The sequence below is a fragment of the Bittarella massiliensis (ex Durand et al. 2017) genome (assembly GCF_001486165.1).
GTDB classification, from domain to species: Bacteria; Bacillota; Clostridia; order Oscillospirales; family Ruminococcaceae; genus Bittarella; species Bittarella massiliensis.
On record NZ_LN908977.1, the window covers coordinates 473701 to 486713 of the forward strand.

Here is a 13013-nt window from a genome sequence, read left to right on the forward strand (position 1 = left end):
CCTATTAATGAATTGCCGTAGAGGCATAAAATCAACGGAGGAGGAAAAAACATGAAATTGGCAGAGAGAGAGGGGCGAAACCCCAGGCGGCAGCGGCGAGGGGTGAAGGGCAAGCCTCTGTGGAGCCGCCTGGGCGCCCTGGCGTTGGCCACCGCCTTTGTGCTGACCTGCATTCCTCCCGTGCAGCGGACCGCCCAGGCATCGGTGGCAACCACCGACTACGAAAAGGTGTTCAAGATCCGCAATACCGGCGGCGTGCCCACCTCTTACAACGGAAACGGGAATTTTACCCTTGCCCGCACGGATTCCTCACTATACTGGCGAAAAAACGCCTACAATGACCCCAATGGAAAGACAAGTGACAGTTTTGGTGGCTTTCAAACCATCAACGCCTTGAGTCTTTACTGCGACTGGACGGTGACTGCCACCTTTCGCAGCTCGCCCCCGGTGCAAGACCCCAACAACTACTACACCAACAGCGACTTTGGATTTTCCCTGAATAAAGACCCCGTCCCCTTTGACCAAGGTGACTTTTACTGGATGTGGTACAGCAGGGGGCGGGGCGTTTACAGCGCTTCGGGGACGGATGCCACCAACATTGAAAACGGCACCTTTCGCACGGCATGGCAGAAAGACAACGCATATCAAACGCCCACCTATACAGGCGGTTTCGTGGGGGCCTACAACAATGCCAGCCACCAGCTGACTCTCTCCTACGACTGTCAAAAGGATGAGCTCACCATCAAGCTGGGCAGCGTCACCGGCACCCAGGGATACATTCGGCAGGCGGTCTTTCCGGGGGGAAAGGCCTATCTCTCGGTGTGGGGACAGATCGAGTGGGATTGGAATGCCCAGGTCCCCAACATGCAGATCGACTGCCACTTCGACAGCTTCGGCTACCCCGATTTTGACCCCGCCATCCAGAACATCACCCTGTACAAAGACGGCACCAACCAGGTGGTGGGGGCCAACGACGTGGTCACCCCGGGCACTGTGCTGCGGGTGGAGTCCACGGTGAAAAACAAGGCGTCCGGCGCGGGCGGCCAGACCTTTGACCTGCACCTCAAGACATCGGACGACACCAAAAACTACCCCACCCAGGGGCTGCAGTTCATTGCCGACAACAAACACCCCACCTCGGTGGGTGGGACATCGGTGACCACCTCGAAAAACGGCTACACCATTGATGGGCAGTACGGCATCCCCATCACCATGGTGGGAAATACCGAATACAAGGTAGTTTACTATGTCAAGGTCACCGAGAGCAGCGGCCAGGCGGTAAAACTGGGACAGATGTTGGAGGACGACGTCCTCGCCAACCGCGACTACATCGGCACCACCCTCCTCAACGAGCGGCCCCTGGAGCCGCTGGACCCGGACGACCCCGCCTCGAACACCCAGGTCCCCGGCAGCGACTACCACTATACCCGGCTGCCCAAAGCCAACGAAAACGGCTGGAACAAGGACGACGTGACGGTGCAGTTCTTCGCCGGGGACTTCGACCAGTTCACCATCACCCCCCAGACCGGCTCCGCTGTCACCCTGGCAGACCAGGAGAGCCAGCTCTACGAGCAGGAGCAAATTTACAGCCCCATCACCTACCAGGCCAAAGACACCGGCACCGGCGCTGTCTCCACCAAGGTAAATGACCTGGTAAAGGTCGACAAGACCGCCCCCACCCTGTCGTTTGACCAGGACACGGGGGTCCTCACCGCCACAGACGGCCTCTCGGGGGTGTGGAGGCTGTACCGAAAGGGGACGGACGGCCAGTTTGCCCCGGTAAAGACCTTCTCCCTGACTGGGGCCACAGGGAACCAGTCGGGCGCCGGCAGCCAGACCTACACCGCCACCCAAAACGGCATCTACCTGGTGGAAGACGCGGCGGGCAACCGCAGCCAGCCGCTGGCAGTGCAGGTGAGCGAGCCGCCGGTGGTGGAGCGGCCCGAGGACCCGGACATCCCGCCGGTGGGTCCGCCCCTCGACCCGGACGGGGAGCCGGTGCCGGAGGGGGAGGAGCCCGCCCTCGACCCGGAGACCGGCCTTCTCCACCGCACCATCGAGGAGACGGTGACCGAGGTCATCTCCGTCGATCCGCCCCTCTATGGCGGCAGCTTTGACCGCACCGTGGTGGACGGGATATTGGCCTACCGCTACGCCGTGCCCGCCGGCAGCACCGCCCAGGTGGCGGTGAAGGACAAAGAGGGGGCGGACATCACCGCCCAGGGCCGGTATCTGGACACCACCAAGCCCGGCGGGGTGGACATCTTCTACACCCTCACCGACGGGGACGGCAACACCACCCAAATCATCCTCCACTACCGGCTGGTCAAGGCCCGGCCGCCCCAAGTGGACCCCGCCGACCCAGACGCGCCCCTGCCCGGACCGGAGGTAGACCCCATCAATCCGGACGACCCCGAGGGGCCGGTGAAGGCCGTCTACAAGGACAGCCTGACCGAGCTGATCCAGGAGAGCGGTGTCATGGATAAGGCCGCCGCCCAAGCCCTGATGGAGGAGCGCTACCACTTCACCTACCCGGACGCGGCCGGCCAGTCGGTGCAGGTGGAGTTGGAGGACAGAAACGGCGCCCCCATCGAGGAGATCGACCTGACCCGGGTGGGGGACTACCTGATCCGCTACATAGCCACCGACGCAAACGGGAACCAGACGGCGGTGGAGCTGTCCTACCACCTCATCAGCCGGGTGCCGCCGGTGATCGTCCCGCCGGAGGACGGGGAACTGGTGGGCCCGACGCCCGCCGACCCGGACGACCCCCTGACCCCCCTGCCGGACGGAGAGGAGCCCGACCCGGAGAAGCCCTCGGCACTGCTCTACGAGGACGAGTACACCGAGTACATCAAGGACAGTGTGCTGGACCGAGCGGCGGCCCTCTCCTGGATGGAGGAGCGCTACGGCGCCAGCTCCCCGGTGGGGGCGGCGCTCACGGGGAGCGTCTCCCTCTACGACAGCAAGGGGGACCCGGTGGAGCAGATCGACCAGAGCCGGGTGGGGGACTATCTCCTCATCTACACCGTCACCGACCAGGACGGCAACCGGGTCAGCGTCAAGTTGAAGTACCACCTCATCAGCAAGACGCCCCCGGCGGTGGTGCCCAGCGACCCGGAGCACCCCCTACCCGACCCCATCCCCCTGCCCGACCCGGTGCCCGGCAGCCAGAAGAAGCACTGGAACATCCGTGACCATCTGGAGGAGGAAGTCCGCTCCGGCAGCTGGAGCAAGGCCGACATCCTGCAGTGGATGGCTCAGCAGTACACCGTTTCCTCCAACCAGGCGGACGGCAGCCTGACATACGACTTGCTGATCTTTGACCAAGATGGCCGGCCCGCAGAGGAAATCGACCTGGCCCGCCCCGGCAGCTGCACCTTCTACTATACCGCCACCGACTCGGTGGGCAACACCACCACCGTGCAGCTGACCTACAAGCTCACCGACCGCAAAATCACCGGCCCCGTGGGCCCTGCTGACCCCGACGGCGCAGACGGTTCCGGCGGTGTGCCGAACGGAGGGGGAAATGCCCCCTATACCGGCCTGCTGGGCGGCCGCGGTGTGGGCAATTGCTGGGTGCACTGGCTGGCCCTGTTGCTGATGGCGGCCGTGGCCCTCTACACTATCCGCCGCCGGCGCCGGACCGGTGCGGATGCCGAAAGGGTGGGGGACGAGCGCCCCGGTCTCCTCGGCAGGGACCTCTTCTTTTACAGTTTGGTCTCTGCCCTGGCAGCTCTGCTCTACCTGCTGCGGGGCTGTGTCCTCGACGGCATCGCCCTGTTGGCCGTGGCGGCGGCTGTTGTCGCCAGCGCCATTGCCGTCTCCCGGCGAAAGGCAGAGGGGGAGAGCGAGCACTAGTTGAAAAGGAGCGCCTTTTAGGCGCTCCTTTTTTGCGGGCTGGGGCTTTTTCACAATGCTACGGCTCCCGGTGCGAAGGGCAGGTAAACAGAGTTTTCCCAAGACCTTCGCACCGCATGTGGGCAGTTGCAGGGGAGGAGTGACGGCGACAAAAGGGGCTTTGTCGCTGCAAATTGACAGTATCTTGGGGAAGCGGTATAGTAAAAAAGAAAGAGGATGAAGTGTTCTTGTACTTTGTTGCTGTCGCACCCCGCGTGGGTGCGTGGATTGAAATCGTCGTAGCAGACGCCTGGGCCGCCGATGGTCACCGTCGCACCCTGTGTGGGTGCGTGGATTGAAATAGCCCAACAAAAAATGGGCATGTGTTTTGACTGCAAGTCGCACCCCACACGGGTGCGTGGATTGAAATTGCGGGCTGGCGGCGGTCGGGAGAATCGACACTCCGTCGCGCCCCGCGCAGGTGCGCGACTTGAAATCGTCCCATAGCGCGCTCCCGTCACCGTGGTACGCGGATAAACTTTCTAAGAAGTAGTAATCACGGCGGCGAGACAGTTTGCCGTATTCCCCCGCGCCCGCGCCCTTCAAAACGGCGAGAATTCCACATTTGTGAGCAGACCCACCATGCTGCCACCCCTTCCGTCTGAAAGCACCCTTCGAGTTTTTGCCCCGCACGAGAGAGGACGGTACAGCGGGGATTGCCCCCACTTACCCACCCAGCTCAAAGGGGGGCAGGCCACTTGCCTTCGCACCGTGACCAGGTGCGGGTGCAGAGAAAAAGAGCCCTCCGGCCGGAGGGCTCTTTTTTTACAGCTGTGCGAAGATCCGCGCGCCTTTTGTGTTCAGCCACCCCCATATCACCAGGCAGAGGAGGAGGGCGGCCACAGTGGCCACAGCTGTGACCAAGACCATGGACAGGTGCAGGGCAAAACCGAGGCCGATGAACGCCGCGGCCAGAAGGGGAGTGGTGAAGTACCCCAAAAAGGAGGCGACGGATTGCTTGATGACCGTGACCTCGCTCTGCCAGTCCAATTTGGGGAACAGGAGGTTGCAGACCAGCCCTCCCAGTGAGGTGACGAGGGCGAAGGCCAGCGGGGTCAGGTAGAAGAGCACCCACTCGGCGGGAGAGGGGCGCAGGGCCAGCCCCGCCATGGTCGAGCCGATGAGGCAGGCGGGGACGAGGACGGTGAGATTGACCAGGGCCTTGCTGGCAAACACTTGCGAGGTGCGGACCGGCAGGGTCTGCAAGATCCAGAGGTGGCTTCCCTCCAGGGAGATGGAGCAGCTGCTGACAGCCCCCATCCCCCCGACGGCGGCCATGATGAGGGGGCAGATGCCGGTGAGCATCCCGGCCAGGCCGGGAACGCCCATCATGGCCTCCAACTGGTCCTGGGGCAAAAAGAACAGCGCCCCGCAGAGCAAAATCAACATCAGCGCCCCCATCCCGGCGTTGAAGATGTAGAGGGTGGAGGAGGTGAAGCGCCGCCACTCCTTTTTGTAGAGGGCCGAGAGGGCGGAGGACTGGCGCAGTTCGCCCAGGCGGTACTTCCCTTTGGCCGAAGTGGTGGTGAAGATGGCGTGCAGCTGCCGGTAGTAGCGCCCCACCAACAGGCAAAAGAGGGCGAAGGGCAGGACGCACAGGGCCATCAGCAGAAGCCAGCTCCCCCAGTTGCCGCCCGCCACCCCCTGGGTGAACAGCTGCGCCGGCGGGTAGACGGATTCCAGTTGCAGGGCAATTTGGCTGCCGACCTGGGCCAGCTCGGTGACCTCCATCTCGGCCGCGCGGTAGCTGAGGGCGGTGGAGCCAAAGAGGACCCCCACGATCAGCAGCCCATACAGGAGGATGGAGAGGATCTTGTTGCGCCCCAGCCGGGCGGCAATCAGGGCCACCGTCCCCCCGAGGACCAATCCGATCACCAGCGGCAGGATGGGCATTGCCAGCAGCGCGGGCACCAGGGCCAGCCAGAATCGGAGGGAGGGGCCGGTCTGCACCGCGTAGACCACGGCGGCGGGGACGAGCAGCAGGCAGGAAAAGAGCAGGCTGCTGGCGTAGAGGATGAGCACCCGGCTGGCGACGATGGTGCTCTGGGGGATGGGCAGGGCCATCTGCAGGTCGTAGTCCTGAAAGGAGAAGAGGACGCTGCCGGCCTTGTAGATGACGGTGATGAGGGAGAGGAGGGAGGCGGCCACGGCCATGACCGTCAGCACCAGCTCCGGCCGCCCCACCATGGCGGCCAACTGCCCCATCCCCACCGAGTAGACAGCCGACATGGCCACCAGGAGGACGGCGAGAAAGGCAAAGCCCACCCCCATGAGCAGCGATTTGCGCTTGGCGGCCGGGTCTTTGGCATGCAGCATTTTGCCGATGCCGAGGGACTGGAGCGCGTAGACTTTGCCGAGCAAAAACAGCTTATTCATGGTCGATCAACTCCAAAAATACGTCTTCGAGGCTGCTCTGGCCGATCACCTCGTGGGTGGGGCCGCTGACGACCAGACGCCCCTCTTTGATGATAGCGATCTTGTCGCAGAGCTTTTCTGCCACCTCCAACACGTGGGTGGAAAAGAAGATGGTGCTGCCCTGCGCGCAGAGCTCCTTCATGATCTGCTTGAGGTGGAAGGCCGCGCTGGGGTCCAGCCCCACCATCGGCTCGTCCAAAACAAGCAGCTTGGGGGCGTGGATCAGGGCGGAGATGATGGCCAGCTTCTGCTTCATCCCGTGGGAGTAGGAGAAGATGGGGTCGCCCAGGTTGGCGGTGAGTTCCAGCCGGTCGCCGTATTTGGCGATGCGCTGGCGGCGCAGCCCCCCCTCGACGGCGAAGACGTCGCCGACGAAGTTCAGGTACTGGATGCCGGTGAGGTGGTCGTACAGGTCGGGGTTGTCGGGGATGTAGGCGGTGACCGCCTTGCAGGCCATGGGCTCTCTTTTGACCGAGTGCCCGTCGATGAAGATGTCGCCCCCCTCAAAATCCAAGATCCCCACCGCCGCCTTGATGGTGGTGGTCTTGCCGGCGCCGTTGTGGCCGATGAACCCGTAGATCTCGCCGGCGGCCACCTCTAAACTCAGGTCGTCGACGGCCTTTTTGCCGCCCTTGTACACCTTGGTCAAATGCTCGATTTTCAGCATGGGGTCTCCTCCTTCTCTTCTCCCTCTGGGGGAGCGGCCGGCGCCTCTGCCGGCGTGATGATAAAGGTCAGCTTGCGGGCCTTCCGCCCGGGGGCGGGCCCGTTTTCCACCAGCGGATTCAACACTTTTCCCATCTCCATGCTCAACCGGCGCATCTCGTCGTCGGTGAGCATCAGTGTCGAGGTGGTGAGGGCGATGTCCCCCTTGGCCGGGTCGGGCGGCGGCTGTTTTGCAAAATAGCGCTCGAAATCGCCCATGATGCCCAGGAGGATGGCAAACAGCCCCTGGTGCATCTGCTCCAGCTCCTCCTCGCTGCCGTGCCACTGGGGGTTGGGGGCCAGGCGGTAAACCCTCTCCACCGACCCCCGCACCGGCCGCTCTTCGGCCACCTGCAAAAGTTCCAGCTGCGCCAGCTTTTTGATGTGCCGGTAGAGGGTGGCCTTCGGCACGTCGCTGAGGGCAGCGGCGATCTCGCCGCTGGTGGCGGTGGGGTGCAGGATCAGGTGCTGGATGATCCGCATCCGCACCGGGTTGAGCAGGGCCTTCATGATATCTGCCGTAAACTGCAATGGGCACTCCTCCTCTCACAAATGTTATCAATAGTGATAATAGTATCAAAAATGAGAAAAGTCAAGCGAAAAAGAAAAGTATTTTTTATTTGGAGGTGAAAAGCAACTGATTTTTCACATCATACCCGTTCGGACGGCCGCGCGGGGAAAAACAGGTTGACGGCAGGGGGGCTTGGGGATATGGTAAAGGGAGAGGAGCCGCCTCGAAAGGCGGGCGACCGGGGAAAGGGGAACAACATGAGCGAGTGGTTCACCGTCGAACAGATCGAGAGAGACACCTATGCCATCAGCGAATACCGGCACTGGGAGGAGCCCCACTGCTACCTGCTGTTGGGGGCGCGGCGGGCCCTGCTCATCGACAGCGGGTTGGGGGTGGCGGACATCGGCCGGGTGGTGCGGGAACTGACCCCGCTGCCGGTGCTGCTGGCCACCACCCACGCCCACTGAGACCACATCGGCGGCCACCACTGCTTTGCCTTTGAGGACATCGCCGTCGGCGCACAGGAGCGGGAATGGCTCGCCGGCCAATTTCCCCTCCCCCTGTCGGCGGTCAAGGCGGAACTCCTGCGGGGGGAGACGGCGTTCCCGCCCGCCTTTGATCCGGAGCAATACCGCCTCTACCAGGGGGGCGCGGCAATCGTTCTGAACGACGGCGACGCCATCGATTTGGGGGAGAGGGAGGTGGAGGTGCTGCACACCCCGGGGCACTCGCCGGGCCACCTCTGCTTTTACGAGCCCCAGCGAGGGACCCTCTACGCCGGCGACCTGGTCTATGCCGGCTGCCTGGACGCCTTCTACCCCACTACCGACCCCCTGGCCTTTTGGCGGTCCATCCAGCGGGTGCATGCCCTGTCGCCCCGCCGGGTGCTGCCCGGCCACCACCGCCTGAACATCCCCGCCGAACTGGTGGGGGAGATCGACCGAGCCTTTGCCGGTCTCTGGGCGAGGGGGGAGTGCCGCCAGGGCCTGGGGGTGCGCGATTTCGGCGCCTTTCAGCTTCACCTGTAAAGTGCGCCTGCGGGACAGATAGAAGGGAGGGGGGAGCGGACCGTCTGAACGGTTTGCTCCCCCCTCCCTTCTTTTGACCTGGATGGCCACCCCTCACCGCTTGGGCGGCGGATAGGGGTCGGGGTTGTCGGTGCGGTCGAGCAGATAGTCGACGCTGGTGCCGTAAAAGTCGGCCAGGCGGCAGAGCACCTCCGCCGTCAGGGCAATGGTGCCGGTCTCGTACTGGGAATAGGTGTTCTGCGCCATTCCCAGGTGCTCGGCCACCTCCCGCTGGCGGATGTCCCGGTCACAGCGAAGGTCGCGAATGTGTCTGTAAGCCATTTTGATCACCCAGTGACAGTATGTGCTATCTGAAATCGAGATATTGACTTTTATCTGAAATACAGATAACATGAGAAAAAAAGCGAAGGAGGAGATCGCATGCTTGCGTGGGTGGACCGGGAGGACAGGGCTTTGGCGGCGGAGTACGAGGCATTTGTGGAGGGGCGAGGGAGCTTTTTTCAGTCCCTCGCCTGGGGGGAGGTCAAGGAAAACTGGCGGGCCCAGGCCCTGCTCTCCCGGGGGGAGGACGGCGGTGTCCGCGCGGCGGCCCTGGTCCTGAGCCGCCCCCTGCCCCTGGTGGGGGGCTCGCTGCTCTACTGTCCACGGGGTCCGGTGGGGGACTGGAGCGACCGGTCAGCCCTGGGCGATTTGACAGAGGGATTTGCCCGGCTGGCGGAGAGGGAGCGCGCCTGCCTGCTCAAACTCGACCCCCTGGTCGCCCCCGGCGGGCCGGAGGCGGCCCTTCTCCAGTCGGCCGGTTTTCGCCACCGGCCGGAGGAGGGGGATTACCGCACCCTGCAACCCCGGTTTGGCTATCTCCTCCCCCTGGCGGGCAGGGGGGAGGAGGAGCTGCTGGCCGGCTTTTCGCAGAAGTGCCGCTACAACCTGCGCCGGGCAATCAAGAAGGGGGTGGCGTGCCGGACGGGCGGGGCGGAGGAGCTGGACGCCTTCTACCCCCTGCTGGAGGAGACCGGCCGCCGGGACGGCTTTGTCATCCGCCCCCGGGCCTATTTGGAGCGGCTGCTGCGGGTCTTTGGCCCTACGCGCTGCCGCCTTTTTCTCTGCCGCTGGCAGGGGCGGCCGGTCTCCGGTGCCCTGGCCCTGCGCTATGGGCAGACGGCCACCTACCTCTACGGCGCCTCGTCCGGTTGGGGGCGGGAGGCCATGCCCAACTACTTGATGCAGTGGGAGATGATCCGCTGGGCCCTGGCGGGGGGCTGCACGGTCTACGACTTCGGGGCCGTCCCCCACTTTTTGGAGCCGGGCCACCCGGCCTACGGCATCTACCGCTTTAAAAAGGGGTTTGGCGGCCAAGTGGCCGAGTGGGCGGGGGAGTTCGACTGGGTCTATCGCCCCGTGTCCGCCGCGCTGCTGCGGGGCGGACAGCGGGGGCTGCAACTGGCGCAGGCGGCCCTTCGCGCCGGGCGGGAGCGGCGGGGGCGGGAATGAGCCTGTCCTTCCTATATATTTACACCCTTCGCCTTGCCATTTGAGCCCGATTCTGGTATCCTGGAACAAACCGATGGATTTGTCCCCTTTTTGAACGTTTTTTCCCTCGCCCCATAGACTGGTCTGAATCCAATAAATGGGGTGATGGTTTGCTGCAGATGATATTGTTCTCCCTCTCGGTGTGCGCCGACGCCTTTGCCGCCAGTTTTGCCTATGGGGCGGCAGGCATCCGCATCCCCCTGCGCTCGGCCCTGGTGATTGCCGGGGTGGGCAGCGGCTTTCTGGCCGCCGCCGTCTGGGGGGCGGGGCTGCTCACCGGCGCCCTCGACCCCGCCCTCTGCGCGGCGGCAGGGGCCTGGCTGCTGATCGCGCTGGGGCTCTTCTCCCTGGGGGGCGCGGCCCTGCGGGGCTGGCTGCGCCGGGGCGGTCGGGAGCGGGAGATCCGCTTTCAGGTGGCCGGGGTACAGGTGTTGGCGGAGATCTGCCTGGACGAGACCCGGGCCGACCGGGACAACTCCCGCACCCTCAGCCCCAAAGAGGCGCTGCTGCTGGCCATCCCCCTCTCGGCCGACTCGCTGGGGGCGGGCTTTGGCCTGGGGCTGTTTGGGGCCCGCCCGCTGGCGCTGCTGGCGGTTTCCCTGCTGCTGGGGCTGGCCCTCATCGAGGGGGCGCACCGCCTGGGGACCAAGCTGGCAGGGCGTTTTCAGGGCGGGCTCACCTGGCTGTCCGGGGCGATCTTGGTGCTGCTGGGGGCGCTTCGCCTCTGGATGTAGGCCTGTCGGCAGATCGACAGGGGTTGTTCATAAAGTTGTCACTTTTTTTATCACGAGACTGTCATATTGTCCCGATAGAATGAAGGCATAGAATAGAGAAAGCCGCGGGACAATGGTCTGGCGGAGTGGTAGGTGATCGAGATGGAAGAGAAAAAACAGGGGCGCATCGGCCGCCTTTTTGCCCTGCGCGCGCAGATGCCCACCCGCCATCCCCGCGCCGGCAGGGTGCTCCTGGCCCTCTACCCGCTCTTTATCGTGCTGGTGTGCGAACTCAACCAGAGCCAGAAATTCGGCGACATGTTCGGGTTTTGGTTCACCCGCCCCACCGTCCTCCTCTTTGACGTGCTGCTGGTGGGGCTCATCTACGCGGCCTTTTTGCTGCTGTTTCGGCGGGGCCACCTGGCGGTGCTGCTGACCGCCCTGCCCCTCTACATCTTCTCCTGCGTCGAGTTTTTCAAGTGCCGCACCAGCGGCAGCCACTTCGTGCTGGGGGACTTGGTGATGACCACCAACGCCTCGGACATCGCCCGGTTTGCCGACATTCAGATCACCCCGGTATTGGCTCTCTGCTTTTTCTTGGTGCTGGGCTATTGGGCGGCGGTCTTCTGGCTGGGGCCCACCCTGCCGCTGGCGGGGCGGCGGCGCTTTGCCACCCTGGGCACGGTGGCCGCCGTGCTGGTCTGCTTCTTTGCCGTCCCCACCGTTTCGGCCGGGGCGATGGACCTCTTTGACATCCGGGCCGAGAGCGCCTACAACACCTTTGAGCAGAGCGACAAGTTCACCTCCAACCAGATGATTGCCAACCTGGTGGAGACCGCCCTCTCCCAAAATGAGTCCCTCGCCAAGAGGGAGAGCGACTACCGCGCCTACCTGAACACCGCTGCCGCCAAGTCGGGCAGGGAGACCGCCGCCGCGGCGGACTACAAAAAGCCCAACGTGGTCATCGTCCTCTCGGAGTCCTACGCCGATTTTCGCGCCCTCAAAGAGCTGGGGGTGCGGGATGAGATCTACCAGAACGCCGACCGGGTGGCCGCCGAGGGGACCAGCGGCACGGCGGCGGTGCCCACCTTTGGCGGATACACCGTGCGCAGTGAGTTTGAGCTGCTCTTCGGTCTGCCGGTGCGCTCCCTCTACAACGCCGAGATCCCCCACAAGCTGCTCAAGGAGCGGGCCCAGGCGGCCTTTCCCCGGTACTACCAGTCCCTGGGGTACGAGACCACCTACCTGCACCCCTTTAGCGGCACCTTCTACGGGCGGGACAAAACCTACAACAACTACGGCTTTGACCGGATGCTCTTTCAGGGCGATCTGAGCGTCCCCCAGAAAAATTACAAGACCTACACCGACGACGGCTGTGTCTTTGACCAGATCGAGCAGCTCATCGACGAGAGCGATCAGCCGCAGATGGTCTTTGCCATGACCATGCAAAACCACCAGCCCTATCTGGACGAGAACAGCTCCCTCACCGAGATCGACTACTACCTGGACAAAATCCACCACACCGACGAGGCGCTGGGCCGGTTCATCGCCGATCTGCGCGCGAGCGACGAGCCCACGATCGTCCTCTTTATGGGGGACCACTTCCCCTCCTTCACCGCGTCGGGCGACGTGTACAGCCAGTTGGGCATCGGCAGCGACAACTGCGATGTCCTCTACCAGCAGCGCTACCTGGTGTGGAGCAACTACGGCGCCGATTTGAGCGCCTTCCCCACGGGGGAGAAGGTCTCCTCCTTCTACCTGCCCTACCTGCTGCTGAAAACCACCGGCGCCCCCCTCACCTCCGACCAAAACGCCGCCCTGGACGAGATGGAGAGCCAGCCCCTCTACGACTACCAGTTCTCCCAGGGGGACGATCTCTTTTGGGATATGCTCACCTACGACGTGGTGCTGGGGGACCAGGTCATCCGCACCCTGCCCCAGGGCAGTGCCCAGTAGCGGGCTTGACGGCCTTCCTGCACCGGGTGGAAAAAGAGGAGACAAGTTGCAAGCAGAGAGACCCGAGCCAACGGCTCGGGCCTTTTTTGTCGTGGCTTCATCGCCCAAAGCCCCCGGTCCTGCCGCGGGGGGCGATTTGCTTTGGCAGAACCCTCCCGGGAGGAAGTGAAAAGAGGGGATTGGGGGGATGGATGACATGAAATGGCATCCCAGATGACCCGCTTACCGGTGACGACGGGTGTCATACAAGTGTAG

Annotated in this window: 10 protein-coding genes; 6 read left to right on the forward strand and 4 right to left on the reverse strand. The window is 63.8% G+C overall.

Annotated elements, in window-relative coordinates; genetic code table 11:
• Positions 1-51 precede the first annotated feature (51 nt).
• Positions 52-3861 (forward strand): hypothetical protein, encoded by a 3810-nt coding sequence (locus BN3266_RS09220; protein ID WP_154669047.1) that lies wholly within the window; start codon positions 52-54, stop codon positions 3859-3861.
• A gap of 804 nt (positions 3862-4665) precedes the next feature.
• Here the strand turns inward: BN3266_RS09220 and BN3266_RS09225 are convergent.
• The 3 genes from BN3266_RS09225 to BN3266_RS09235 are packed head-to-tail and all read right to left on the reverse strand — an operon-like array spanning position 4666 to position 7551.
• On the reverse strand, positions 4666-6276 hold the full coding sequence (locus BN3266_RS09225; protein ID WP_059004924.1) for a hypothetical protein: 1611 nt from the start codon (positions 6274-6276) through the stop codon (positions 4666-4668).
• A complete protein-coding gene (locus tag BN3266_RS09230; protein WP_059004925.1) occupies positions 6269-6982 on the reverse strand; it encodes an ABC transporter ATP-binding protein in 714 nt (237 codons plus the stop codon). The genes BN3266_RS09225 and BN3266_RS09230 overlap by 8 nt, the downstream gene beginning before the upstream one ends.
• Positions 6976-7551 (reverse strand): helix-turn-helix domain-containing protein, encoded by a 576-nt coding sequence (locus BN3266_RS09235; RefSeq protein ID WP_059004926.1) that lies wholly within the window; start codon positions 7549-7551, stop codon positions 6976-6978. Before BN3266_RS09235 ends, BN3266_RS09230 begins: the two co-directional genes overlap by 7 nt.
• Before the next feature lie 180 nt (positions 7552-7731).
• Between BN3266_RS09235 and BN3266_RS14540 the strand changes: the two genes are divergently transcribed.
• Together BN3266_RS14540 and BN3266_RS09240 are read left to right on the forward strand one after the other, a co-directional pair.
• Positions 7732-7998, forward strand: coding sequence for a hypothetical protein (locus BN3266_RS14540; protein ID WP_368013951.1), 267 nt, complete (start codon positions 7732-7734; stop codon positions 7996-7998).
• A gap of 6 nt (positions 7999-8004) precedes the next feature.
• Positions 8005-8559, forward strand: coding sequence for an MBL fold metallo-hydrolase (locus BN3266_RS09240; RefSeq protein ID WP_368013957.1), 555 nt, complete (start codon positions 8005-8007; stop codon positions 8557-8559).
• A gap of 93 nt (positions 8560-8652) precedes the next feature.
• Here the strand turns inward: BN3266_RS09240 and BN3266_RS09245 are convergent, their stop codons facing one another.
• Positions 8653-8880 carry a helix-turn-helix domain-containing protein gene (locus BN3266_RS09245; protein WP_044993439.1) on the reverse strand — a complete coding sequence of 76 codons (228 nt, stop codon included), beginning with the start codon at positions 8878-8880 and terminating at the stop codon, positions 8653-8655.
• Positions 8881-8979: 99 nt separating this feature from the next.
• Here BN3266_RS09245 and BN3266_RS09250 point away from each other — a divergent pair, with 99 nt between their 5' ends.
• The 3 genes from BN3266_RS09250 to BN3266_RS09260 all read left to right on the forward strand — a co-directional run bounded on the left by BN3266_RS09250 (position 8980) and on the right by BN3266_RS09260 (position 12758).
• Positions 8980-10050 carry a lipid II:glycine glycyltransferase FemX gene (locus tag BN3266_RS09250; RefSeq protein ID WP_059004927.1) on the forward strand — a complete coding sequence of 357 codons (1071 nt, stop codon included), beginning with the start codon at positions 8980-8982 and terminating at the stop codon, positions 10048-10050.
• Positions 10051-10208: 158 nt separating this feature from the next.
• Positions 10209-10823 (forward strand): manganese efflux pump, encoded by a 615-nt coding sequence (locus BN3266_RS09255; RefSeq protein ID WP_021661222.1) that lies wholly within the window; start codon positions 10209-10211, stop codon positions 10821-10823.
• A 141-nt stretch (positions 10824-10964) separates the two neighbouring features.
• Complete coding sequence (locus BN3266_RS09260; protein ID WP_242861787.1) at positions 10965-12758, forward strand: LTA synthase family protein; 1794 nt, start codon at positions 10965-10967, stop codon at positions 12756-12758.
• Positions 12759-13013: the final 255 nt, after the last annotated feature.

Coding starts and splice junctions, on each gene's coding strand:
- BN3266_RS09220 (WP_154669047.1), top strand. CDS start 52: ATGAAATTGGCAGAGAGAGAGGGGCGAAACCCCAGGCGGCAGCGGCGA.
- BN3266_RS09255 (WP_021661222.1), top strand. CDS start 10,209: ATGATATTGTTCTCCCTCTCGGTGTGCGCCGACGCCTTTGCCGCCAGT.
- BN3266_RS09230 (WP_059004925.1), bottom strand. CDS start 6,982: ATGCTGAAAATCGAGCATTTGACCAAGGTGTACAAGGGCGGCAAAAAG.
- BN3266_RS09245 (WP_044993439.1), bottom strand. CDS start 8,880: ATGGCTTACAGACACATTCGCGACCTTCGCTGTGACCGGGACATCCGC.
- BN3266_RS14540 (WP_368013951.1), top strand. CDS start 7,732: ATGGTAAAGGGAGAGGAGCCGCCTCGAAAGGCGGGCGACCGGGGAAAG.
- BN3266_RS09225 (WP_059004924.1), bottom strand. CDS start 6,276: ATGAATAAGCTGTTTTTGCTCGGCAAAGTCTACGCGCTCCAGTCCCTC.
- BN3266_RS09260 (WP_242861787.1), top strand. CDS start 10,965: ATGGAAGAGAAAAAACAGGGGCGCATCGGCCGCCTTTTTGCCCTGCGC.
- BN3266_RS09250 (WP_059004927.1), top strand. CDS start 8,980: ATGCTTGCGTGGGTGGACCGGGAGGACAGGGCTTTGGCGGCGGAGTAC.